Here is a 23,503-nt window from a genome sequence, read left to right as displayed (position 1 = left end):
GGGAACTGCCGGGGTGTGCGGGTTCCGCGCGCCGGGGCGTGCCGGGGCGTGCCGAGGCGTGCCGGGGCGCGCGGAACCCGTTGGTGGTGCCGGTGCGGAACGCGGATGCTCAGGCCCGACCGGGCGGGGTCAGCGGGTCAGCGACACAGGGCCGCGTCCACCATGGCCTCGATGTGCTGACCGGCCTCGTCGCTCGGGATCGCCGTCACCGCGATGCTGGCGGCGCGGCCGTCGTCGGTGACGCCCCCGGTGGTCCTGTAGCCCGGGATGGTCCCGCCGTGGCCCCAGGCCAGGCCGCCGCAGGAGAGCGGCCTGCTCTGCAGGCCCAGCCCGTAGCGGACACCGGGGCCCAGGAGTTCGGCGGGGACGGTGGTGCGCATCTGGGCGAGCTGTGCCGGGGGCAGGAGTCGGCCGCCGAGGAGCGCGGTGAAGAACGAGTTGAGGTCGGTGTTGGTGGAGACGATCGCCCCGGCCGCCCACCCCCAGGACGGGTCCAGCTCCGTGTAGTCGCGGAGCGAGCCGTCGGCTTCCCGGTTGTAGCCCTTGGGGTGGGCCTCGTGGATGGTGGTGTCGCCCGGGGTGGGGAAGTAGGTGTGGCGCAGGCCGATGCGGTCGATGACGCGCTTGGTGATCTCCTCGCCGAGCGGCCGCCCGGTGACCTTCTGGATGATCAGGCTGGCCAGCAGGTAGTTGGTGTTGCTGTACTCCCAGCGCGTGCCCGGGGCGAAGTGGGCCTTCTGGGCCAGAGCCGCGTCGAGGAGCTCGCGCGGTTCGTAGTACCGCTTCGGGCTGGTGAGGATGGAGTCCTTGTCCACGTACTCGGGCAGGCCGCTGGTGTGCTGGAGCAGCTGCCGGACGGTGATGTCGTGTCCGTCGATGCCGTCGCCGCGCAGTAGCCCCGGCAGGTAGGTCTCTACGGGTGAGTCGAGGCCGACCTTTCCCTCGGCGACGAGTTGGAGGACGACGACGGCGGTGAAGGTCTTGGTGTTGCTGGCGGCGCGTACCTGACCGTCGACGGGGGGCTTGGCCCCGGTGGCGAGGTCGCCGACGCCAGCGGTGTAGGTGCGGGTGCGGCCGTCACGGCCCTTCACGGAGGCGAGCGCGGCGGGCAGACCGTCGTCCTTCACCAGGGCGTTCAGGCTCTGCTGGACGCCGTCCGGCCTGCCGCCGGCGAACGCCGTGGTCGGTGCCAGCACGCCGGCCGCCAGGACACCGGCGGCCACGGCGGTCACGACCGCCACCGCCCGGTGCCGGCCGCCCCGGCGGGAACGCTGGACGCGGCTGTGCGGTGTGTTCTCGTACACGGAGGAACCCCTCTGGATGGACCGTTCCGGTGATTTCCGGCCTTGATCCAGAGGACCATTCGGAGGTGGGGGAGTTCGTCCGCACCCAGGACGAGACCGAGTCTGGGAGTCGGCTCCGGGAGACGCCCCCGGGCAGGACCGTGCTCCTGGCCCAGGGCGGGGAGAGGACCACTCGCCGCCCGCGGGCGCCGGTCGGACTCGGCGGCGCGAGACGGCGATGCCGGACCTGGCAGACCTGGCAGACCTGGCGGACCTGCGGCACAACCCACTGGGGGTCACGTGGGTGCGCGGGTGTCATCGGTGGTGCCTGCCTCTGGTGTTTCGGGGGCGCGTCGGTAACATGAGTCACCCTCATGTTCCGTCAGGAGGCTGCCATGCCGGACCGCTTCGACCTACCGCCCGGCTTCCGCTGGGGCGCCGCCACCGCCGCCTACCAGATCGAGGGGGCGGTCGACGAGGACGGCCGCGGCCCGTCCGTCTGGGACGTCTTCGCCGCCCGGCCCGGCGCCGTCCGCGACGGGCACACGGGCGCGGTCGCCTGCGACCACTACCACCGGTACCCCGAGGACATCGCCCTGATGAAGGGCCTCGGGCTGGACGGCTACCGCTTCTCAGTCTCCTGGCCCCGGGTGCTGCCCACGGGCGCGGGCGCCGTCAACCCGGCCGGACTCGCCTTCTACGACCGGCTGGTGGACGCGCTACTGGAGGCCGGCATCACCCCGCTGCCCACCCTCTTCCACTGGGACCTCCCACAGGCGCTGGAGGACCACGGCGGCTGGCTCAACCGCGACACCGCGTACCGCTTCGCCGACTACGCCGCGATCGTCACCGACCGCCTCGGCGACCGCATCCCCAGCTGGATCACCCTCAACGAGCCCTTCGTCCACACCGTCTTCGGCTATGCCCTCGGCACCCACGCCCCCGGCCGCACCCTGATGTTCGAGGCCCTCCCGGCCGCCCACCACCAGCTCCTCGGCCACGGCCTGGCCGCGTCGATCCTGCACGACCGCGGCCTGGAGGTGATGCTCTCCAACAACCTCACCCCCGTCGAGCCGGCCTCTCCGACGGAGCCCGATCTCGCCGCCGCCCAGGCCTACGACGCCCTCCACAACCGGCTGTTCACCGACCCCGTCCTCCTCGGCCGCTACCCCGACCTTTCCGCCCTCGGCGTCCCCGACGACATCTACGGAGCCGTCCACCCCGGCGACCTCGACCTCATCCACACCCCCGGCCTCGACGGCCTCGGCCTCAACTTCTACAACCCCACCCGCGTCGCCGCCCCCACCGACCCCGAGCTCCCCTTCGAACTGGTCGCCATCCCCGAAGCCCCCCACACCGCCTTCGGCTGGCCCGTCGTCCCCGACGCCCTCCGCCAACTCCTCCTCGGCCTCCGCGACTTCTACGGCAAGGCCCTCCCGCCCATCACCATCACCGAGAACGGCTGCTCCGTCGACGAGTCCACCACCCCCGACCAGCCCCGCATCGACTACCTCGCCAGCCACCTCGACGCCCTCGCCGCCGCCATCGCCGAAGGCATCGACATCCGCGGCTACTACACCTGGTCCCTCCTCGACAACTTCGAATGGGCCGAGGGCTACCACCAGCGCTTCGGCCTCGTCCACGTCGACTTCGCGACACAGGAACGGACGCCGAAGGCCTCGTACGCCTGGTACCGCGACCTGATCGCCACTCATCGAGCGCGAAGCGGCCGGTAGTTGTAGGTCGATCGGTCAAGAAGGACGGCCAGGCCGACCGAGCGGGGAGCGCTGGAGCAGCCCTCGCGCCGGCGGGCTTTGGTCCTGCGCGCGGTGCTACTTCCTCCAGCACGGTTCGACACGCCCCCGCACGTCCCTTCGACGGCGCGAGTGCCGCGTGACATCCCGGAAGGCGGGCTGCTCCGGTACGGTGACGTGGTCGTGTGCCTGTGCGCTGCTGTTGCCGGTGGCTCCCAGGGTGTTTGCGCGACATTCGACAGAAGAGTGAGGTCGCCGGTGGTGTCAGACCAGGCCGTGATCGGTTGTCCGGGGGTGCTGGTGATCGGCACCCGGGGAGCCGCCGGTCCCGGTGAGGTGCTGGTGAAGATCAGGGGCGGGTCGGAGACGTTCCTCGCCTGGTCGGAGGAGCCCCTGCCGGAGGGGACGGCCGTCCTGGTGATCGAATCACGCGGCAGTCGCCAGGTCGACGTCATCGAGTGGACCGACCCGACCGACGAGACTCTCTGAGGAGAAACCAGGATGTTCGGCTATCGCGTCCCCGCGCCCGACCAGGCGATGCTGATCTCCGGTGGGAGGCGGGGGCTTTCGGGCGCGCCGTTCCGCGTGGTGACCGGGCACGGAAAGTTCGTCCTGCCGGTCTTCCGCAAGGTCCGCTTCCTGACCCTCGCGATGTGTGAGGCGGAGGTCGCCGAGACCTGCGTCACCAAGCAGGGCATCGCGCTGACGGTACGGGCGGTGATCGCCTTCAAGGTCGGCAACGACGGAGAGAGCATCGTCAACGCAGGCCAGCGCTTCCTCTCCGACCAGGAGCAGATGTCCGTGCTGACCGGCCGGATCTTCGCCGGGCACCTGCGGGCGATCATCGGCTCGATGACGGTCGAGGAGATCGTCACGGAGCGGCAGAAGCTCGCCACTGAGGTCCTGGACACCTCGAAGGCCGAGATGGCGAAGATCGGGCTGATCGTGGACTCGCTGCAGATCCAGTCGATCGATGACGGGGACACCGGCTACATCGCCGCGATGTCGGCCCCGCACCGGGCTGCCATCCAGCGGCAGGCCCAGATCGCCCAGGCGCAGGCCGCCCAGGCCGCGGCGGAGGCCGAGCAGCAGTCCGCCCGGCAACAGGCCGAGTACGCCCGGCAGACGGCGGTGGTGAAGGCGCAGTACAGCGCCGAGGTGGACCGCGCCCAGGCCGAGGCCGCTCAGGCCGGCCCGCTGGCGCAGGCGCACGCGCAGCGGGAGGTGCTGGCGGCGCAGACCGAGCTGGCCCAGCGCGCGGCGGAGCTGCGCCAGCAGCAACTGGTCGCCGAGATCGTGAAGCCGGCTGAGGCGGAGGCCGAGCGGATCCGGGTCGTGGCGCTGGCGGAGGCGGAGCGGATGAAGATCCAGGCCGAGGCAGCGGCCTCGCACGGCCGGGTGGCGCTGGACCGGATGCTGATCGATCAGCTGCCGCAGATCGTCAAGGAGGCGGCGGGCGGGCTCGCGGGCGCCAACGTCAACGTGCTCAATGGCACCGACGGCTTGGGCGAGATCGCCGCGGGCCTGGTCAGCCAGGGCCTGACGATCCTGGACTCGGTCCGTCAAGGCTTGGGCGGGCAGCAGGGCCGCGCCGACCGGAACGACGAGCGGGCCGGGCTCGAGGCAGGCCAGTAGGTAGGCGGAGGTTTCCGGCTGCGCGGAACAACCGATCCGCGATGCATCCACCTGAACCGTGTCGCGTCCTGCGGCGCGGTCGGAGGGGCGTGCAACTCCTCCACACAGCCGGCGAGTTCTGGCTGATGTGGTCGTCGGAGGCGCCCCGCAGTGCGGCCCGAGCCGCGTCAACGGCCCCGGGGGGCGGGCCACCGCGCTGGGGATCCCGGCCCGGACAGCGTGACAGCCTGTTCGACGGAGATCGGCCGGGCTCGGCCGGGAGAAGGGTGTCCCGGCCGAGCGCGGGTGGCGTCACATGGTGGTCCGCCGTCGGTCGATCACCATCCGGAGCTTGCCGCTGGTGGGCGTCCGTTCGAAGGCTGCGGAGTCGACGGTCTCGACCGTGAAGTCGAGCAGTTCCTCGGCCACGGCCGAGCCCAGCTCCGGGATGGCGGTCAGGAACGTGGCGCGGGCGGCTGTCCCGTCCTGGGCGTACCGCCCGTCGAGCCGGACGACGGCCTGCTCGCGGCTCTCACCGGTGTCCAGGATCAGCTGCAGCTCGCCCTGGTAGCCGAGCTCCTCCTGCGCCACCGCGGCGAAGCGCCGGACGTTGAGGAAGTACGTGCCGACCCGGACGACGTCCCCGTACCGGCCGAGGAGTTCGATGCGAGGGGTGTGGCTGCCGCAGGGGCAGACGCCCTCGACGGCACGGCCGAGGTCGCCGATCTGGTACCGCTCCAGGCGCTGCCCGGCCCGGGTGCGGCTGGTGAAGACCAGGCGGCCCGGCTGGCCGGCGGATACCGGGCGGTCGGCCTCCGGGGCCAGGATCTCCAGGGAGTGCAGGTCGGTCAGGACGTGGTGGACCGAGCCCTCGGCGTGGGTGCACTGGTAGCCGAGCGGCCCCAGGTCGGTGCTGCCGTACGCCGCCGAGCGGATCAGCTCGACGCCGAACTCCTCGGTGAGCACCCGGCGTTGTTCGGCCGTGAAGTGCTCGCCGCCGTAGAACACCTTGCGGATCCCGCCGTACGCGCGCAGCACGGTGCTCTGGGCGTGGAACAGCTGCCAGAGGTAGGACGGCATGCCGAACACGGTGTCCGCCCGGTGCGTCACCAGCGCCTCGGCGGTGGCGGCGTGGTCGGGGCCGGCGGCGATCGGGAGCTGGGTGGCGTTGAGACGCTCCAGGATCGAGAAGAAGCTGATGAAGCTTCCGTACATGCCGCCGCAGTAGAACAGGTTGGCGGCGCGGTCCCGGGCCGGGGCGAACCCGGCGGCGAGCAGGCCGTCGGCGGCGGCCCGCATCTGGGTGTCGTAGTCGGCGTTGGTGAACACCGACAGGGCCGGGGCGCCGGTGCTGCCGCCGCTGCGGAAGTGGAGGTGGGCGTGCTCGGGCGCGAGGGTGCGCAGCTGCTCCTGCACTCCGGCCTTGTCCAGCAGCGGGCCGCTCGGCGGGGCGGGGACGAAGGCCGGGGCCGCCAGGTCGTCCAGGCAGGCGGTGGCGGCGAAGGCCCCGTCGGTCCGGACGCTGACGCGGCGGCTGTAGCGCTGGAGCGCGTAGACGCCGTCGTGGGGCTCGCCGTGGTAGCCGTCGAGCATCCCGCCGACCGGGGTGACCCGCAGCACGCCGGCGGCGACCACCGCCTGCGACAGCCGGGCGACATCGGCGCGGCTGCCGGCGATCGCGGCGGTCTGCAGGTACCGGCGCATCGGGCGCAGCACGGTCATGACCGAGGTGCGGGGCAGCGGCTTGACCCAGACGCTGCGGTGGAGCGGCGAGGCGGCCAGGGCGGGGCGGGTGTCGGCGAGGACGCGCCAGGACCCGTCCTCGGCGGCCAGGACCCAGGTGAGGCCGAGATGTTCCTCCAACCGGGCGACCAGTTCGGTGGTGGTGATCTCGGCGTGCTCGGCTGGTTCGAGTTCCGGCCGGGGCAGCTGGGCGGAGGCGTCGGCGAGGTGGGCCGCGAAGCGCTCCGCGAAGGCGAAGACCTCGTCGTCGTCCTCGGTGTCGAGGTAGACCACCTGGGGGCTGGAGCAGGCCTGCTGTTCGAAGCGGCAGACGTCGGCGGCGAGCGCGTCCAGTGTGGACCGGTCCGACCAGGCGTCACGGGTCAGGTAGGCGAAGGAGACCCGGTGCCCCCACTCGACCAGGCGGCAGCCGGCCGGGATCAGTTCGGAGACCGCGCGCACGGCGTCCTCGCCGCCCCAGACCGCCACCGCGTCGGCGGCCTCGCACATCAGCCGCAGCCACCCGGTGCGTGCGGAGGGGAAGCGGAGCGCGACGATCCGGCGGGCCAGGGCCCCGGTCGGGTCGGCGGCCGCCAGCTCGGCCAGCAGGTGCTGGGCGAGCGGCGTGTCGGCGCTGCTGGTCTTCAACACGTTGAGGTTGCCGGTGAGCAGGCCCTCGATCACGCTCAGCGGGGCCACGGCGGCGGCGTTGCCGGGGGCGATGTGGACCAGGAGCCCGACCGGGGCCCACGCTTCGAAGGTGGTCTCCCGGGCGTCGGGCCGGGTGAGCCGCTCGGGGCGCGGTCCGCCGAGTTCGCGACGGAGCTTGCGTTCCAGGGCCGGGCGGGCGATCGCACCGGTGATCTCGGCGAGCGTCGCCGCCGCTTCGTCCGGCTCGACGCCGCCACCGGTGAGTTCGGCGAGGAGCCGGGTGCGGACCGGGCTGCCCGACGTGCCGAGGGCGTCGGCGAGGCGTTCGCAGGCGCTCAGCACCAGTTCGGTGGGCAGGGGTTCGGCCAGGGTTCGTGCGGCGAGGTCGGGAAGCTCGGCCAGCCGCCGGGCGGCCTCGTCGTCGTCGATGAACGAGCCCTGCCAGAAGTGGGGTCCGGCCGTTGCGAGTTCGAGGTTCTGGGGGTTCATGACATTCCCTTCAGGAGTTCGGCGGCGGCCGCCGCGCAGTTGCGGTTCCGGCTGACCCCGGCGCGGCCGTGGACGGTGAACCACGGAGTGGGCAGCGGGCAGGGGCATTCCTGCGCGGGGTGCAGCGAGGCGAGGTCGCCCATGACGACGCTCTGCGCCGGCACCGAGGTGATGTACGGGGAGACGAGGTGGAGGAAGCCGCGTTCGCCGTACGGCAGTGGCTCCAGCGTGCGGGTGTCGCGCACGGCCGCCCGCGACCAGACCGGGACGTGCAGGCGGTGGTGCTCGCACTCGATGTACGGCACGCAGTGCTCGACCGAGCCGAAGGTGTCGCGGATGCGTTCCGAGGGGACGCCCAGCTGCTCCGTGACCCCGGCGTAGAACTGCTCCTTGCCGATCTGCCGGTCGGCGTGCCCCTTCCAGCCGCCGCCGAGCAGCACCAGGGAGCCGGCCGGCAGTCGGAGCGGCGGGAGGCCGAGTGCGCGCATGCGCTCCAGGGTGAAGTGCAGGAACGCGGGGAAGCCCAGGATCCGTACCGGCAGGCCGTCCTCGGCGTAGCGGCGCAGCGCCTCGATGCAGCCGTGGACGTCGAACTCGTGGCCGCTGCCGGTGTGCCGCAGCGCGTGCGTGGTGTGGTTCGCCGGGGCGAAGTCGCAGAGGTAGTTGTCGGTGAACGAGGTGCCGAGCTTCAGCTGCGGAGCGGGCTCGTAGCTGTACAGCAGGTAGTTGACGGGCTGATCGGGCGTGATCCAGCCGTAGTGGTCGAAGATGCGGGCCACCATGCGCTGGGCGGAGCGGATCGTCCAGGTGTCGAAGAACATCTGCGACTTCTGGCCGGTGGTGCCGGAGGAGGTGAGGTGGAGGAACACCTCCTCCCGGGGGATGGAGAGCACCTCGTGCCGTTTGAAGAAGTTGGCGTGCACCAGGGGCGTGCGGACCCCCTCGCCGACGGTCGGCGCCGGGGTCTCCACCGGTCCGTCCAGCAGCGATCGGAGGAACGGCGAGCGTTGCGCGTGCCACGCGTGGGACTCGGCCATCGCGGCGGCGAACAGGGCGTCGGCCTCCGGCCCGGCCGTGTACGGGGAGGCCAGGTCGCAGAGCTGCTGGACGTGCGGGAGCGTGGCCGGGTCGGGAACCTCGACGGGCGCGAGGTGGGCGTTCTCGGGACGGGCATTCACGAGGCGGGCGTTCTCGGGACGGGCGTTCTCGGGGTGGACGGTCACGGGGAAACCTCGGGGAGGGGTAGGTAGGTCGATGTCCAGGTGGTGAGGTAGGCCAGCAGGTACGGCTGGAGCCGACCGCTGACGGCCGCGGCCCGGAAGTCGATCTGACGGCTGGTGCGGGACAGCACCACGTAGTCGTGGAACCGGTCGCCGATCCGGCGCATCGCCGGATAGACGGCGCTCGGGATGAACCCGGCGGCCAGGAAGGCGTCGAGTCCGGCGGTGTCGGCCAGTGGCAGCAGTGTCTCGACGTAGTCGGCGCCCGCGCGGGTGACGGCCGCCATCAGCGGCTCCAGCGCCCCGGCGACGGCCGCCGGGGACGGGTGTACCGCGATCAGCGAGCAGCTCGCCGCGGCCCGGTCCAGGTCGGCGTACGCCTCGAACGCTCCGTCCGGTGGGGTGAGTACGGCGTTCGGGACGTGCAGCGGGAAGAACCGTTCTCCCGGATCGGGGAAGAGCTCGAGGAAGCGGCGGCGGACGAAGCCCGGTGCGGTGATCAGCTCCATCGGCGCCGTCGCCGGCGCGGTCCGGTCGACGGCCGGGGCGGGGGCGTCCGTCGGGCGGGGGCGACCGTAGTCGACGCCGGTGCTCTGCTGGGCAGCATCCAACAGCGGAACCAGGGCCCGGGGTACCTCGCCGACGTTCTCCCGCCGGGCCAGGACGCCGTCGGCGTGCCGGGCGACCAGTGCGAGGCTCTCGCATCCGGCCACCTCGACGGCGTTCGGCATCAGGCCGAGGGCCTGGAAGCCGTTGCGGGCGAAGACCTGCTGGGGGCCGGGGGTGACCACGCGGACGGTCGCGTAGACCGAGTCCAGTGTGCCGGTGGCGAAGACGTCCGCGCAGACGGAGGCGGTCAGCCGTGCGGCGAGGCCGCCGCCCCGCTGCTCCGGGTGGACCGCCAGGCCCACCAGCTTGCCGATCCGGCCGCCGGGGTCGGTCTGCACCGCCACGGACCCGGCCAGCCGACCGGTGCCCGCGTGGCGTGCGGTCAACCAGTGGGTGTGCGGGTCGTCGATCAGGCGGCGCATCTCCGCGGGGTCACTGCCGAGCGCGACCGGGTAGCCGTGGCCGTAGACGTCGAAGTAGAGCTGCCGCAGCTGCGCGACGTCCTGCGGCACCGCCGGGGCGATCGTCGCGGTCATCGCGCGTCCCCGATCGGCTGCGCGGCCGTGGCCGAGACCCTCGCCGGGGCCGTGGCCGAGGCCTTCGCCGCGACTGTCGCGGACTCGGGGGCGGCCGGTTCGCGTCGGCCGGACTCGCGGGCAGCCGGTTCGTGTCGGTCGGTCCACCACAGCACGGCGGCGACCGGCAGCAGACCGAGGGCCTGGACCAGGCACAGCGTCCGCGGCGACAGGTGGTCGCCGAGCAGGCCGAACGCCAGCGACGACACCGGGAAGGTCGCCCCGAGCAACGCCTGCATGACGGCGAAGAACCCGGGCCGGTCCTCGGCCGGTACCAGCCGTTGGAACAGCGCCACGAACCGCACGCCGATCACGCCCACGCACCAGCCGGCGACCGCCATCGACCCGACGGCCGGGGCCTGTCCGGCGGCCAGGCCGGGCAGACCGAGCGCGGCGGCCATCAGGCCGAGGCACCCGGCGCCGACCGCGGTCGGCGTGCCCGGGAGGCGGCCGCCCGTGAAGGAGCCCACCAGCGTGCCGGCGCCGAGGGCCGCCTCCAGGGCCGCGACGGTCGAGCCGTCCGCGTGCAGCACCGTCCGGGTGTACAGCGGCATCACCACGAACACCGCGGTGGTGAACACGTTCGCGGCGGTGAAGCAGAGGAGCACTCGGCGGATGAACGGGAGTTCGGCCAGGATGCGGCGCAGCGGCCGCCGGGCGGCGGTCGACCGGCCCTCCGCGGTCGGTGCGCCCGCGGTCGGTGCGCCCGGGGTCGGTGCGTCCTGTCCGGCGGGCGGCCGACCGTCCGGGGTCGGTGCGCCCGGGGTCGGTGCGCCCGGGGCGGCGGGGAACCGGGTCGCGCCGATCAGGGCGGCCGCCAGCAGGTAGGCACCGGCGCTCCCGGCGACGATGCCGGGCAGGCCCGAGCCGTCGACCACCAGCGGGCCCAACAGGCCGCCGGCGAGGCCGGCCAGGGACTGGGTGGCGAGTTCGAAGCCGGTCGCGGCCTCGATGTCGGCGTCCCGGACCAGTTCGGGAACGGACGTGGTCAGGCAGGGGTCGAAGACCGCCTGGCAGCCCGCCAGCAGCAGCGCGGCACCGTACGTGACGGCCATCGGCGGTGTCGCGGCGTACGTCCAGCCCGCCGTGCCGAGGGCGACCAGGCCGGCGACGGCCGCCGAGGCGCCCAGCACCGTGCGGTGCGGGTGTCGGGCGATGAGCGCGGCCACCAGCGGCGCCAGCGCGACGGCGGGCAGGGTGCTGACGGCGAGGAAGGCGCCCGAGGCGAGGCCGCGGTCCGGGCCTGCGGCGTAGCCGATCAGCCACCACACGGCGCCGATCTGGAACATCCGTCCGGCGGCCTGGGTGAGGACCTGCGCGACCCAGACGGCGGCGAAGCGCCGGTTGCGCAGCACGAGCGGTAGGCGGCGGTCGGCCGCCTCGGCCGCCGTCACGAGTGCGGCCGTTCGTCGAGGACGCGGATCAGCTTGCCGGTCCGCGCGTTGACGGCGAGCTCGTGCGGACGCACCCATGTGACGGACAGCGGGTGGACGTGGGCGGCAACGACCGCCTCCGGGTACAGCGGCCGCGCCGTGTGGATCCCGGACCTGACGGCGGCGGCCAGTTCGGGGAGTCCGGTGGGGTTCCCGTCGCAGGCCAGCCGCAGGACCAGCCCGTCCCGGCCCTCCCAGCGGCGCACCACCAGTTGCACACCGATCACCCGACCGGCCGGGTCGGCGGCCCGGACGAGGTCGAGGACGTCCTGGGTGTACAGCGACACCGGCCCCACCCGTACGCCCTCCTGGGCCCGGCCGAGGATGCGGAACCGCCCGGTGGCGGCGTCGGTCCATTCCGCGCGGTCCCCGACGGGGTAGCGCAGCACGGGCATCAGCCGTCGCCGCAGGTCGGTGACCACGACCCGGCCAGGTACGCCCTCGGTGCCGATCGGCTCGCCGGTGTGGTCGTCGAGGATCTCCACCACCGTCTCCGGGGTGAACACCCGGTGCACCCGGGTGTCCGGTCCCGGTACGGGCCGGCCGAGCAGCCCGGCATCGACGGCGGCGTAACCGATCGACGAGACACGGGCGTTGGGGAACACCTTGCGCAGCAGCGGCTGCTGGTCCTGGTAGAGGCCCTCGCCGCCGAACAGCAGTAGCTCCACGGACGGGAGTTCACGACCGGAGGCCAGGAGGTGGTCGGCCAGCGCGCACAGCGTCGTCGGGGTGCCGGCCACCACCTCGACCTCGAACTGTTCCAGGGTCTGCGCGGTCGACTCCAGGGGAGCCGCCCCGCCGATCGGCAGCCGGACGTTGGAGACGGGCGAGCGGTGCAGCGAGTCGAGGATGAAGGTGTAACTGGCGTACAGGTCGCCCGCGTAGAAGAGATCGGCGACCCGGTGCCCCGGACGCAGCCCGGCGTCGACCAGTCCGGCACCGAAGGAGGTGGTGAACTCCCGCCACTCCTCCCTGCTGTAGAACGAGAACTTCGGCGAGCCGGTGGTGCCACCGCTCTTGAAGACGACCGCCTCCTCCAGTGGCCCGGTCAGCAGCCGGTTGCCGCGAGGCGTGTTGGCCTGCCAGAACTCGGCCTGGGGGACGACCGGAAGATCGGTCAACCGCGCGGCGGAGGCGGACAGGCCGGCGTACAGGTCGGCATAGAAAGGCGAGTTGCGGCGCGCGAAGCGTATGAGTTCCGCAATGGGTTGAACGGGCATCAATTCCTGCTTTTGGGCGTGCGAGGGCGGAGCGAGGCCATGTGGTGCGCGACTTCGCCCGACGGGTCGGAGGGTGTTCGTGGCGCCGATGATCGGTGGAATTCGATTCCGTTGCGACTCGGCAGGTCACGGGATGGGAAACGGACCGGGCGCGCGCACCGAGGTTCGGTGGCGCTGCGCTGATGGTTCGCCGGTTGATGCGACATCGGGGTTTGTGGGGTCACCCGCTCGCAGAAAGCAAGGCTATCACCCGCATATGCCATTGGATTCCAAGTTGAGTCACCGTCAGACTGGTGCGGACACGACCCAAGGCCTCCTTGTCGGCGCGTCTCCGGCGCACGGTGTGCGAAGGGTGGGGTGGATCTCGCCGCGGTCGGATCGGCGAGGATCCCGCGCTCTGATCGATCGGTTTACGCGAATTCCTTAGTTGAATTCACGACATTTCATGTGAGGCTGCCTGATTGCGGCTCGGATGTCGGAATTGCCACCCGCCGTCCGGGGGGTACGGCCTCCGCCTTTCGGCGGGATCCGGCGTCGGACCGGTGCCCCGTCGGCGGCATCCGCCTCGACGTCGAGGCATGACCTCCATGGAGAACACCGACGCCCTGCGCGCGATCACCCGCTTCGGCTTCACCCCCACCGGCGAGAGCGGGTGCTACTTCCCCGAGGCCGACACCACCATGCGTCTGGTGACCCTGGAAGTCCTCGCGAACACCTGGCACGCCATGCCCGTCCCGACGACCGGGCCCGGCCCCGCTTGACCCCGGTCGGAGGGGCCGCCTCGGGTGAGACGGGCCCGGTGTCCACGGGGCGCCCCGGCGGGCCGGCCCGTGGCCGGGTCCGTTCCGGGCACGAGCGGGACCATGGGTGTATGGCGAAGGAAGCGGGTCCCTCTCCCCGGCCCTCCCCCCGGTCCGCCGGCCGAGCGGGTGGCCGCCGGGGGCGTGGGCAGCCGCGTCCGGTCCCGCGGGGTCCGGCCGCGCGCTGGCTGCGGTCGGTGACGGGCGTCCGCAGCCTGGCCGGTCAGATGTTCGTCCTGCAGGTGCTGATCGTGCTGGTGCTCGTGGTGGTGGCGGTCGGCGCGTTGCTGGTCGAGTCCCGCAGCGACCGGTTCGCGGCGGCGCGCGACCGCTCGCTCGCGGCGGCCGAGGCGTTCGCCCACGGCCCCGGCCTGGTGGCGGCGATGCAGGGCCCCGATCCCAGCGCGGTCCTCCAACCGCTGACCGAAGCGGCCCGCAAGGCCGCCCAGGTCGACTTCATCGTGGTGACCGACCGGAACGGCATCCGCTTCACCCACCCCCAGCCGGAGCAGATCGGCAAGAAGTTCGTCGGCACGATCGGGCCGTCGCTGCAGGGCCGGGTCACCGTCGAGCAGGTGCACGGCCCGCTCGGCCAGGAGTACCAGGTGGTGGTCCCGGTGGAGGACCCCCGGGGCGCGGTCGTGGGCATCGTCTCCTCCGGGATGAAGGTCGCCAATGTGAGCAGCGCGATCAACCGGCAGCTGCCCCTCGTCCTGGGCGCCGGTGTCCTCGCGCTCGGCCTGGCCACGACCGGAACGGCGCTGGTGGGCAGGCGTCTCCTGCGGCAGACCCGCGGTCTCGGGCCGGAGGAGATGACCCGGATGTACGAGCACCACGACGCGGTGCTGCACGCGGTGCGCGAAGGGGTGGTCATCGTCGGCGGCGACGGCCGGGTCCTGCTCGCCAACGACGAGGCGCGCCGACTGCTCGACCTGCCCGCCGACGCGGAGGGGCGCGCCGTGGCCGACCTCGGCCTCGCGCCCCGTACGACCGGACTGCTGACCTCCGGCCGCGCCGTCACCGACGAGGTGATCCCGGTCGGCGACCTACTGCTGGCCGTCAACCACCGCCCCACCGGCAGTGGGGGAGGCCCGCCCGGGAGCGTCACCACCCTGCGCGACTCCACCGAGCTGCTCGCCCTCGCGGGGAAGGCCGAGGTCGCCCGCAGCCGGCTGAGGCTGCTGTACGCCGCGAGCGTGGGCATCGGGACCACCCTGGACGTCCGGCGCACCGCGGAGGAGCTCGCCCGGATGGCCACCCGGGAGTTCTGCGACTACGCCACCGTCGACCTCGCCGAAGAGGTCCTGCGCGGCGACGAACCGACGGCACTGACGGTCGGGGCCCCGGTGGTACTGCGGCGGGTGGCGGTCACCGGCGTCCGGGACGATTCGCCGCTGTACCCCCAGGGGGAGCTGGTCACCTGGGCCGGGAGCACCCCGCAGGCGGCGGGCTTGGTCAGCGGGCGCTCCACGCTGGTCCCCGAGCTGGCCGTCGACGCCGGGTGGCGCAGGCAGGACGCCGAGCGCACCCAGGCGGTGCTGGAGTTCGGCCTGGCGTCGCTGATCGCCGTTCCGCTGACGGCGCGGGGTGTGTTGATGGGCGTCGCCTGCTTCTGGCGCGGCCGGGACACGAGCCCGTTCGAGGAGGACGACCTGTCCCTGGCCGAGGAGCTGGCCGCCCGGGCCGCGGTCTCCGTCGACAACGCCCGCCGCTTCACCCGCGAGCACACGATGGCCGTCACCCTGCAGCACAGCCTGCTGCCGCGCGGGCTGCCCGAGCAGAGCGCCCTCGAAGTCGACTACCGCTATCTGCCCGCCCAAGCCGGGGTCGGCGGCGACTGGTTCGACGTCATCCCGCTGTCCGGAACCCGGGTCGCGCTGGTCGTCGGCGACGTGGTCGGCCACGGCCTGCACGCGGCGGCGACCATGGGGCGGCTGCGCACCGCGGTCCAGAACTTCGCCACGCTGGACCTGCCGCCGGACGAGCTCCTCGGACACCTGGACGAGTTGGTCGCCCACATCGACCAGGAGACGGCCGCGGCCGAGGGGCAGCTCTCGATCACCGGAGCGACCTGCCTCTACGCCGTCTACGACCCCACCACCGCCGGCTGCGTGCTGGCCCGGGCCGGCCATCCACCGCCCGCGGTCGTCCACCCGGACGGCACGGTGGAGCTCCTCGGCCTCCCCGCAGGCCCGCCCCTCGGCCTGGGCGGGATGCCCTTCGAAGCCACGGAGGTGCGGCTGCCGCCGGGCAGCAGTCTGGTCCTCTACACCGACGGCCTCATCGAGGACCGCACCCGCGACGTCGGCGTCGGCCTGGACGTCCTCAGCGCCACCCTGGCCCGCCCCGGCCGATCGCCGCAGGAGGTCTGCGATGCCGTGCTGGCGGCCCTGCTGCCTGCCCGGCAGACCGACGACATCGCCCTCCTCGTCGCCCGTACCCGCGTGCTGGAGCCCGACCGGATCGCCGAGTGGGCGGTGGACTCGACTCCCGAGGCCGTGTCCCGGGTCCGCGCCGACGCCACCCGGCAGCTCACCGAGTGGGGCCTGGACGAGGCCGGCTTCGTCACCGAGCTGGTGCTCAGCGAGTTGGTGACCAATGCCATCCGCTACGCGAGCGGACCGATCAAGGTGCGCCTGCTGTACGACCGCACGCTGATCTGCGAGGTCTCCGACACCGGCAGCACCGCCCCGCACCTGCGGTACGCGGCCGCGGAGGACGAGGGAGGCCGCGGGCTGTTCCTCGTCGCCCGGCTCGCCGAACGCTGGGGCGTCCGCTACACACCCGAGGGCAAGATCATCTGGGCCGAGCAGCGCCTGTAGCCGGTGAAGGCCGCTCCCGGGCCCGGTCCCCGGAAACCTGATGCCGGAAGCCCGGTCCCCGGGAGCCCGACGCCGGAGTCCCGTTCAGAGGCGGCGCAGGGCGTCGGGGGTGCGGAGGGCAGCGAGGGTGGGGTAGCCGTCGACGGCCATGAGGAGGTCGGCCTCGGCGAGGAGGGAGCGCAGGACGTGGGTGATGCCGTCGGTGCCGCCGAGTGCCAGGCCGTAGGCGTAGGGGCGGCCGATGCCGACGGCGGTGGCGCCGAGGGCGAGGGCCTTGACGATGTCGGCGCCGGAGCGGATGCCGGAGTCGAAGAGGACGGGCAGGCCGTCGGCGGCCTCGACGACGGTGGCCAGGGCGTCCAGGGCGGGGAGGCCGCCGTTGGCCTGGCGGCCGCCGTGGTTGGAACAGTAGATGCCGTCGACACCGCCGTCCTTGGCGCGGCGGGCGTCCTCGGGGTGGCAGATGCCCTTGAGGATGATCGGCAGGTCGGTGAGGGAGCGCAGCCAGGGGAGGTCGTCCCAGGTGAGCGGGTTGCCGAAGATCCGCACCCACTCCAGGACGGCCGCGCCCGGGTCCTCCTCCGGTGGCTTGGCGAGGCGGGCGCGGAAGACCGGGTCGGAGGTGTAGTTCGCCAGGCAGTGGCCGCGCAACTGGGGGAAGTTGGAGGCGGCGAGGTCGCGCGGGCGCCAGCCGGTGATCCAGGTGTCCAGGGTGATCACGATGCCCTTGAACCCGGCGGCCTCGGCGCGGTGGACCAGGCTCTCGGCGAGGGCGCGGTCGGTGGGGGTGTAGAGCTGGAAGAAGCCGGGGGTGCCGCCGAACTCGGCGGCGACCTGCTCCATCGGGTCGACGGTCAGGGTGGACGCGATCATCGGCACGCCGGTGCGGGCGGCCGCGCGGGCGGTGGCGAGGTCGCCGTGGCCGTCCTGCGCGCACAGGCCGATCACCCCGACCGGGGCCATGAACAGCGGTGCGGGCAGGGTGTGGCCGAACAGGTCCACGGACAGGTCGCGCTGCTTGGCGCCGACCATCATCCGCGGCACCAGGCCGTACCGTTCGAAGGCGGTGACGTTCGCCCGCTGGGTGGATTCGTCCCCGGCCCCGCCCGCCACGTAGGAGAGCACCGACGGTGGCAGCGCCGACTGGGCCCGCGCCTCCAGGTCCGCGAAGGTCATCGGCATGGTCGGCAGCACGCCGCCGAGCCCGTTGAGGTAGATCTCGTTCTGGTAGTCGCCGAACTGCCGGGTCATCCTTCTCAACCTCTCGGGTCATGCGGGTGTGGTGTCGGTGCCGCGGATGGCGCGGAGGATTCCGTGGGCCCAGTCGGCGGGGCGGTCGTGGCCGAGGAGGTGGGACAGGCGGGCCATCCGGGTGCGGCGCTCGGCGGGGGTGAGGTCGAGGGCCCGGGACAGGACGGTGGTGAGGTCCTCGGGGGAGCAGGGGTCGGTGAGCAGGGCGGCCTCGCCGAGTTGGGTCGCGGCGCCGGTGTGGCGCGAGAGGACGAGGACTCCGGGGTCGGCAGGGGCATCGCTGTGGGGTAGGGCGGTCCGGGCGGCGATGAACTCCTTGGCGGTGAGGTTCATCCCGTCCTGGAAGGAGGTGATCCACAGGACGTCGGCGGTGAGGTACTCGTCGATGACCTCGGTGCTGGAGAGGCGGTGCGGCAGGTAGTCGATCGGCTGCCAATGTCTGTGGCGCCAGCGGGTGTTGGTCTCGTCGATGCGGCGTTCGAGGTGGTGGCGGGTGGTGTCGTAGGCGGTGATGCCGGGCTCGGGCGGCGGGCAGACCAGCCGGAAGGTGAGCCGGCCGCGCAGTTCCGGCCGGCGGGCGAGCAGGCGGTCGACGGCGTCGACCTTCTGGACCGGGGCCTTGGCGTAGTCGAGGCGTTCGACCGAGAGCACCACGCGGTCGGTGGGTGGGCGGCGGTGCGCTGCGCGCCGGCGGGCGAGCCGCTCGACGGCCGGCCGGTCGATGCCGAGCGGGTGGACGGTGGTGCGGGGCCGGTCGACGCCGAGTGGGTGCGCGGTGGTGCGCGGCCGGTGGGGCGGGCCGGTCAGGGCCCGGCGGAAGTGCGCGGCGAACTGCTCGGTGTGGAAGCCGGCCCAGTCGAGGCGGGTCAGTGAGGCGCGCAGTTCGGCGGCGACCGGGAGGGTGGCGAAGGTCTCCGGGGCGGGGAACGGGGTGTGGTGGAAGAGCCCGGTCCGCAGGTCGGGGCGGATCCGGCGCAGTAGGCCGGGGACGAGCCAGAGGTTGTAGTCGTGCAGCCAGACGGTGGCGCCGGGGGCGGCCTGGGCGGCGATGTGACGGGCGAAGCGGGCGTTGACGGTGCGGTAGTCGGTCCAGGAGCGTTCGTCGAAGACCGCCCGCTCGGGTTCGGACATCAGGACCGGCCAGAGGGTTTCCTTGCAGGCGCGGTGGAAGTAGCCGCTCCAGGTGGCCTGGTCGACGGGCACGGCGGCCAGTGGCGGCACGGAGGCGGGGTACGGGAGCGGGGCCTGCCGGTCGCGGCCGGTGAGGGCGGTGACCCAGACGCCGGGGAGGTCGTCGGTGAAGGCGCTGGTCAGGGTGGGCAGGATGCCGTTGGGGCTGCCCGGCGGCTGCCAGCTCTCGCCGTTCCAGTGCAGCGGCGGGCGGTGGTAGGCCACCACGAGGGCGTGCGGGCCGGCGGGCCGTTCGGGAGCGGGCCGGGGGGTGTGGATCGGCGCGGAGCCCGTGGACCTCGTGGGTCCCGTTGAGCCCGCAGAGGCCGGGGAGCCTGTTGAGCCCGCAGAGGCTGTGAAGCCCGTGGAGCTCGTGGAGCCCGTGGCGGTCCAGCCGAGGTTGCGGAGCGCGGCGTGGATGCCCGCCGCGCCGGGCCGGCCGGGGCGCTGGACGCGCCGGTCCCCGTCGAGGGCGGCGAGCAGGGCGGGTTCGGCTCCGCCGACGACCACCGCGTGGGTGCCGGTGCGGAACAGCGAGAGGTCGTTGAGGGAGTCGCCGGCGACCAGGATCTCGTCGGGCCGCCAGCCGAGCTTCCCGGCCAGGGCCCGCAGGGCGTTGCCCTTGGAGGCCGCCGGCGGCAGGACGTCGAAGTAGCGGTCCGCCGAGTACTCCCAGGCGCAGCCGAGGGCTTCGACGGCGGCGGTGAGGTCCTCTGTGAGGCCCTCCGGCGGGAGGTGGTAGGAGCACCGGCCGTCCTGGCGGACTCCCTGCTGGTAGGCGAGTCGGGGGAAGCGGCGCAGAGCTGCGCGGACCTGGTCGGCGCCCGGCCAGCCGGCTCGCAGCTGCTCCTGGACCGGGTCGACGGTGGTGAGGTCGGTGCCGTCGACGACGGTGGCGCCGACGTCGGCGATGATCCACCGGGGGCGGGGGACGAGTGGGTCGCGGAGGAGCGCACGGATCGAGGCCAGTCCGCGTCCGGTGGCGAAGACCGTGGTCAGCTCGGGGTGGTGGGCCAGGGCGTCCCGTAATCGCCGCCGGTCGTCCCGGGTGCCGCCGAGCAGGGTGCCGTCCAGATCGGTGACCAGAATCCTCGACATCCGACGGACGCTAACACGATCACGGCGGGTAGTGAAGTGTTCACCTCGGGCTGATATCGGGTGCGGCCAGGCCGAGTTGACGGTCAGTCCGGCCCACCAGCCGGCGGTCCAGTCGGCGGTCCAGCTCCGGCCCGTGCAGGGCCGCGCCGGAGCCGGGGCCGGTGGTCGCCGCCGCTCCGCAGACCGAGGCGGCGGCGAGGCAGTCGGGCAGGCTCCAGCCGCCGAGCAGCCCGTGCACCAGACCGGCGTTGAAGCAGTCGCCCGCCGCCGTCGGGTCGATGGCGTCCACCCCGGGGACGCTCTCGGCGTCATGGCGCTCGCCGCCCCGGACGGCCGTGGCACCCTGCGCGCCGCGGGTGACCACCAGGGTGGGCACCAGGCGGCCGAGCGCCGCGATCGCCTCGTCCGGCTCCTCCGCGCCGGTGAGGCGCAGGGCCTCGCCGTCGTTCGGGGTGAAGACGTCGACCAGCGCCAGGACTTCGCGGACGGCCGGGTCGGCGAGGGTCGCGGGCGTGTCGTGGCAGTCCATCACCACCAGGGTGCCCAGCTGCCGCGCCGCCCGGCAGGCCGCCACCGTCCCTTCGTCCCAGCGCAGTTGGGGAATCATCAGGACACGCGGGCGGAACCGCCGGAGCAGCGGGGCCAGCGGCTCCGGGTCGACCGGGTCCTGGAAGCTGACCATCGCCCGGTCGCCCTCGGACGACAGGGCGACGGTCAGGCTCCGCACCGGGAACGGGTGCCGGCGGAAGGCCGCCTCGTCCAGACCCTCCTGCCCGGCGCAGGACAGCACATGGGCGCTGAACGGGTCCGTACCGAAGTCCGCGCTCCACACCACCCGCCGCCCGAGCCGGTGCAGCGCCATCGCCAGGGTGTAGGCGCCGCCCGGCACCAGGCCGAAGCCGTCCGCGAAGACCTCGGTGCCCGGTCGCACGGGCCGCGGCAGGCCGTGGAACACCAGGTCGGTGAAGTACGGCCCGGCCACCAGGACTTCGTACGGCGCTAAGGCCCCGTTCGTCTCCATCCGGCGAGCATACGGGCCCGGGCCCGGGCGGGGGGCTGTGACCGTCGAGGGTCAGCTCAGGGTGCGGATCGCGGCGGCGTCGTAGGGGCGCAGCTCGGCGAAGCGGTCGGACAGGACCTTGGCCGCCCACTCCGGGTCCTGGAGCAGCGCGCGGCCGACGGCGACCAGATCGAACTCGTCGCGCTCCAGACGGTCCAGCAGGTTGTCGATGCCCTGGAGCGGCGAGCCCTCGCCCGCGAAGGCCTGCAGGAAGTCGCCGTCCAGGCCGATCGAGCCGACGGTGATGGCCGGGCGGCCGGTGAGCTTCTTGGTCCAGCCGGCCAGGTTGAGGTCCGAGCCGTCGAACTCCGGCACCCAGTAGCGGCGGGTCGAGGCGTGGAAGGCGTCGACGCCGGCCTCGGCGAGCGGGGTGAGGATCGCCTCCAGCTCCTGCGGGGTCTCGGCGAGGCGGGCGTCGTAGTTCCCCGACTTCCACTGCGAGTAGCGGAAGATCACCGGGAACGCCGGGGAGACGGCGGCGCGCACCGCGGCGACGAGCTCGGCGGTGAACTTCGTCCGGGCGACCGGGTCGCCGCCGTAGGCATCGGTGCGGCGGTTGGTGCCGGCCCACAGGAACTGGTCGAGCAGGTAGCCGTGGGCGCCGTGCAGCTCGACGCCGTCGAAGCCGATCCGCTCGGCGGCCGCCGCGGCCTCGGCGAACGCGCCGATGACGGCGTCGAGGTCGGACCGGGTCATCGCCCGGCCCGTCCCCTCGGTGCCGTCCAGCCGGATGCCGGACGGGCCGACGGCGGGGGCGTCGGCGAACGGCGGGTCGCCCTGCTTGCGCACCATGCCGATGTGCCAGAGCTGCGGCACGATGGTGCCGCCCGCCGCGTGGACGGCCTCGGCGACCTCGGCCCACCCGGCGAGCTGCTCCTCGCCGTGGAACCGCGGGATGGTGTCGCTCTGGCCGGCGGACTCGTGGCCGACGTACGTCCCCTCGGTGACGATCAGACCGACGCCCGCGGCGGCGCGACGGGCGTAGTAGGAGCGGACGTCCTCGCCGGGCACGCCACCCGGGGAGAAGCTGCGGGTCATCGGCGCCATCGCGATGCGGTTGGGCACGGTCAGCCCGTTGATCGTGACGGGCCGGGACAGGATCTCGGCCGCGCGGTTGGCGGCGGGCTCGGTGACGGTCATGCGGATTCCTCGCGGGTAGCGGTGGTGTGCGCCGGGGGGGCGGAAGCGGTTGCCCGTGCCAACCACCTCGGCGGCCCCCGCATTTCGCCGGGCGGGCGGAACCCGCTGTGATCCACGCCACTACGTGCCACCACGCACCACGACGCGCCACGACAGCGCCACTGCGCATCGCTGCGCATCACGACGTGGGAACCGCCCGCCGCCCGCCGGCTGGTGGCTGGTGGTGGGCGGCGAGCGGCTGAGGGGTACCTGGGGCGCCGCCGACCACTGTTCGGTGGCCGACGGCGCCGGTCGGGGGGAAGGGGTCAGCTGTGGTGCCAGGTCACCGAGAAGTCGGTGCCGGAGCTGAGCTCCGAGGTGGTGGCCTTGGCGACCCCGTCCTCGGCCATGTCCACGCTTGCGGGGTTCGAGGCGCCGAGGGGGTGCCCGTTGACGGCGGCGCCGGTGAAGTCGACGGCGCCGAAGTCGGCCAGCGGGAGCACGCCGAAGAGGCTGGACGGGGCCTCGGCGACCACCTCGGCGGAGGCCAGGGCGGCGTCCTTCAGCGACTTGGCGACGGCGCGGCTCCAGCCGGCCGTGGTGTTGCGGAGGGTGAGGGTGAAGGAGCCGCTGCCGTTGGTGGTGACGCTCGCGGTGAAGTGGTCACCGGGGCGCACGGGGTTCTTCAGGTCGGTCGGGTACGCCGGGTACATCTCGTACCAGGCCGAGTACACCGGGGCGCCGCTGGAGCAGTCGGCCTCGGTGCCGATCTGCTCGACCGTCTTGCTGCCGTCGCCGTCGAGGCCGACCCAGAAGGCGGACCAGGCGTCGGTGCTGGTGCAGGAGACGGCCGGCTGGACCCAGTCGGCGCTGACGGCTGTGAACTTGCCGCCCGTGGCGGTGTAGCCGGACCAGTTGCTGCTGGTGCCGTGCAGCACGCCGTCGCCGTGGTGGTGCGCGGTGATCGGCGCCCGGAGGAGGGCGGAGACGGGTGCGGGGACGGCTGGTGATGCGCTGGCGAGCAGGGCCAGCAGGGCAGTCGTGGTGACGAGGGCGTGCCGACGGGCTTTGGGCATGGTTGATCCCAGGTGAGGGGGGTGGAGTTGACCAAGCGTCGACAAAGGTAGCGATCGGGGACCGGGGTGACGGGGCGCGGAGCGGGGACGGGTCCCGGAATCCCCTGGTCGGCCCAGCGGGGGCGGGCCGACGGGCCGCCCCGGCGCCGCTCACGCCGCGATTTGTGCCGGGCGCCGGGCAGGGCGTACTGTCTCCCAGTCGCTCGGCAGGGAGCACCGGACACGCGTCAGCGCGGACGGTCCCGGGGCGGCCACTCCCCTGAAACACCACTTCCGGATCCGTGCCGGTCGTTTCCGCGTACTCGCGGGTTCGCCCGGTGCTTATTCGCTGTGGCTGTTTATGGGGAATGCGGCCGGATTCGCTTTTCGGAGCGGGGGTCGGCTAGAGTTTGAAACGTCGGACAGGGCGTCAAGCCCCGGAAGACACAAGCGAGTTGGATGAACGAAGCCCCGGAAACGGAGCGGAAAACATCTGATAAGCTGGAAACACGAAAGAACGAAGCGCCCGGAGGGCCCGCTGGAAGGCGGCTCGAAGGA

At 73.1% G+C, this 23,503-nt stretch carries 16 protein-coding genes; 5 read left to right on the top strand and 11 right to left on the bottom strand.

Features of this window, described 5'->3' with window-relative positions; all coding sequences use genetic code 11:
• Positions 1-137 precede the first annotated feature (137 nt).
• Entirely contained in the window at positions 138-1,241 is a 1,104-nt protein-coding gene (locus ACZ47G_RS27500; protein ID WP_465747315.1) for a serine hydrolase domain-containing protein, read from the bottom strand.
• A 437-nt stretch (positions 1,242-1,678) separates the two neighbouring features.
• On the opposite strand from ACZ47G_RS27500, the gene ACZ47G_RS27495 reads away from it, so the two are divergent.
• The 3 genes from ACZ47G_RS27495 to ACZ47G_RS27485 all read left to right on the top strand — a co-directional run bounded on the left by ACZ47G_RS27495 (position 1,679) and on the right by ACZ47G_RS27485 (position 4,672).
• A complete protein-coding gene (locus tag ACZ47G_RS27495; protein ID WP_465747074.1) occupies positions 1,679-3,019 on the top strand; it encodes a GH1 family beta-glucosidase in 1,341 nt (446 codons plus the stop codon).
• A 276-nt stretch (positions 3,020-3,295) separates the two neighbouring features.
• Positions 3,296-3,526, top strand: coding sequence for a hypothetical protein (locus ACZ47G_RS27490; RefSeq protein WP_465747072.1), 231 nt, complete (start codon positions 3,296-3,298; stop codon positions 3,524-3,526).
• 12 nt (positions 3,527-3,538) lie between these two features.
• Complete coding sequence (locus ACZ47G_RS27485; RefSeq protein WP_465747070.1) at positions 3,539-4,672, top strand: SPFH domain-containing protein; 1,134 nt, start codon at positions 3,539-3,541, stop codon at positions 4,670-4,672.
• Positions 4,673-4,963: 291 nt separating this feature from the next.
• On the opposite strand, the gene ACZ47G_RS27480 is transcribed toward ACZ47G_RS27485, so the two are convergent.
• From ACZ47G_RS27480 to ACZ47G_RS27460, 5 genes are read right to left on the bottom strand one after another with little or no spacing between them, the layout of a single operon-like run.
• The gene (locus tag ACZ47G_RS27480) at positions 4,964-7,513 is read right to left on the bottom strand and encodes an acyl-CoA reductase (RefSeq protein ID WP_465747068.1); all 2,550 of its coding nucleotides are present in this window, start codon (positions 7,511-7,513) and stop codon (positions 4,964-4,966) included.
• Complete coding sequence (locus tag ACZ47G_RS27475; protein ID WP_465747313.1) at positions 7,510-8,691, bottom strand: LuxE/PaaK family acyltransferase; 1,182 nt, start codon at positions 8,689-8,691, stop codon at positions 7,510-7,512. The genes ACZ47G_RS27480 and ACZ47G_RS27475 overlap by 4 nt, the downstream gene beginning before the upstream one ends.
• A 41-nt stretch (positions 8,692-8,732) precedes the next feature.
• The gene (locus ACZ47G_RS27470) at positions 8,733-9,878 is read right to left on the bottom strand and encodes a GNAT family N-acetyltransferase (protein ID WP_465747066.1); all 1,146 of its coding nucleotides are present in this window, start codon (positions 9,876-9,878) and stop codon (positions 8,733-8,735) included.
• Positions 9,875-11,311 (bottom strand): MFS transporter, encoded by a 1,437-nt coding sequence (locus tag ACZ47G_RS27465; RefSeq protein ID WP_465747064.1) that lies wholly within the window; start codon positions 11,309-11,311, stop codon positions 9,875-9,877. Before ACZ47G_RS27465 ends, ACZ47G_RS27470 begins: the two co-directional genes overlap by 4 nt.
• Positions 11,308-12,570: a phenylacetate--CoA ligase family protein gene (locus tag ACZ47G_RS27460; protein ID WP_465747062.1), complete on the bottom strand. Its 1,263-nt coding sequence runs from the start codon at positions 12,568-12,570 to the stop codon at positions 11,308-11,310. The genes ACZ47G_RS27465 and ACZ47G_RS27460 overlap by 4 nt, the downstream gene beginning before the upstream one ends.
• A 578-nt stretch (positions 12,571-13,148) precedes the next feature.
• Here ACZ47G_RS27460 and ACZ47G_RS27455 point away from each other — a divergent pair.
• Positions 13,149-13,331: a hypothetical protein gene (locus ACZ47G_RS27455; RefSeq protein WP_465747060.1), complete on the top strand. Its 183-nt coding sequence runs from the start codon at positions 13,149-13,151 to the stop codon at positions 13,329-13,331.
• A gap of 266 nt (positions 13,332-13,597) precedes the next feature.
• Entirely contained in the window at positions 13,598-16,192 is a 2,595-nt protein-coding gene (locus tag ACZ47G_RS27450; protein WP_465747311.1) for a SpoIIE family protein phosphatase, read from the top strand.
• An 84-nt stretch (positions 16,193-16,276) separates the two neighbouring features.
• Here ACZ47G_RS27450 and ACZ47G_RS27445 read toward each other — a convergent pair whose 3' ends face one another.
• The 5 genes from ACZ47G_RS27445 to ACZ47G_RS27425 form a co-directional block, all read right to left on the bottom strand.
• Positions 16,277-17,443 (bottom strand): alpha-hydroxy-acid oxidizing protein, encoded by a 1,167-nt coding sequence (locus ACZ47G_RS27445; RefSeq protein WP_465747058.1) that lies wholly within the window; start codon positions 17,441-17,443, stop codon positions 16,277-16,279.
• An 18-nt stretch (positions 17,444-17,461) separates the two neighbouring features.
• Positions 17,462-19,711, bottom strand: coding sequence for an HAD-IIB family hydrolase (locus ACZ47G_RS27440; protein WP_465747056.1), 2,250 nt, complete (start codon positions 19,709-19,711; stop codon positions 17,462-17,464).
• A 40-nt stretch (positions 19,712-19,751) separates the two neighbouring features.
• Complete coding sequence (locus ACZ47G_RS27435; protein WP_465747054.1) at positions 19,752-20,732, bottom strand: carbohydrate kinase family protein; 981 nt, start codon at positions 20,730-20,732, stop codon at positions 19,752-19,754.
• 51 nt (positions 20,733-20,783) lie between these two features.
• On the bottom strand, positions 20,784-21,911 hold the full coding sequence (locus tag ACZ47G_RS27430) for an NADH:flavin oxidoreductase (RefSeq protein ID WP_465747052.1): 1,128 nt from the start codon (positions 21,909-21,911) through the stop codon (positions 20,784-20,786).
• Between the two features lie 305 nt (positions 21,912-22,216).
• Positions 22,217-22,966, bottom strand: coding sequence for a G1 family glutamic endopeptidase (locus ACZ47G_RS27425; protein ID WP_465747050.1), 750 nt, complete (start codon positions 22,964-22,966; stop codon positions 22,217-22,219).
• Between the last annotated feature and the right edge of the window lie 537 nt (positions 22,967-23,503).

The organism is Kitasatospora sp. NPDC030952, assembly GCF_055571335.1.
Note: the sequence above shows the minus strand (reverse complement) of the source record. Positions and strands in the feature narration are given on the sequence as shown.

Excerpts from the sequence above, each read along its gene's own strand:
- ACZ47G_RS27495 (WP_465747074.1), top strand. The coding sequence starts at position 1,679 with ATGCCGGACCGCTTCGACCTACCGCCCGGCTTCCGCTGGGGCGCCGCC.
- ACZ47G_RS27485 (WP_465747070.1), top strand. The coding sequence starts at position 3,539 with ATGTTCGGCTATCGCGTCCCCGCGCCCGACCAGGCGATGCTGATCTCC.
- ACZ47G_RS27480 (WP_465747068.1), bottom strand. The coding sequence starts at position 7,513 with ATGAACCCCCAGAACCTCGAACTCGCAACGGCCGGACCCCACTTCTGG.
- ACZ47G_RS27470 (WP_465747066.1), bottom strand. The coding sequence starts at position 9,878 with ATGACCGCGACGATCGCCCCGGCGGTGCCGCAGGACGTCGCGCAGCTG.
- ACZ47G_RS27460 (WP_465747062.1), bottom strand. The coding sequence starts at position 12,570 with ATGCCCGTTCAACCCATTGCGGAACTCATACGCTTCGCGCGCCGCAAC.
- ACZ47G_RS27455 (WP_465747060.1), top strand. The coding sequence starts at position 13,149 with ATGACCTCCATGGAGAACACCGACGCCCTGCGCGCGATCACCCGCTTC.
- ACZ47G_RS27450 (WP_465747311.1), top strand. The coding sequence starts at position 13,598 with ATGTTCGTCCTGCAGGTGCTGATCGTGCTGGTGCTCGTGGTGGTGGCG.
- ACZ47G_RS27445 (WP_465747058.1), bottom strand. The coding sequence starts at position 17,443 with ATGACCCGGCAGTTCGGCGACTACCAGAACGAGATCTACCTCAACGGG.
- ACZ47G_RS27440 (WP_465747056.1), bottom strand. The coding sequence starts at position 19,711 with ATGTCGAGGATTCTGGTCACCGATCTGGACGGCACCCTGCTCGGCGGC.
- ACZ47G_RS27435 (WP_465747054.1), bottom strand. The coding sequence starts at position 20,732 with ATGGAGACGAACGGGGCCTTAGCGCCGTACGAAGTCCTGGTGGCCGGG.
- ACZ47G_RS27430 (WP_465747052.1), bottom strand. The coding sequence starts at position 21,911 with ATGACCGTCACCGAGCCCGCCGCCAACCGCGCGGCCGAGATCCTGTCC.
- ACZ47G_RS27425 (WP_465747050.1), bottom strand. The coding sequence starts at position 22,966 with ATGCCCAAAGCCCGTCGGCACGCCCTCGTCACCACGACTGCCCTGCTG.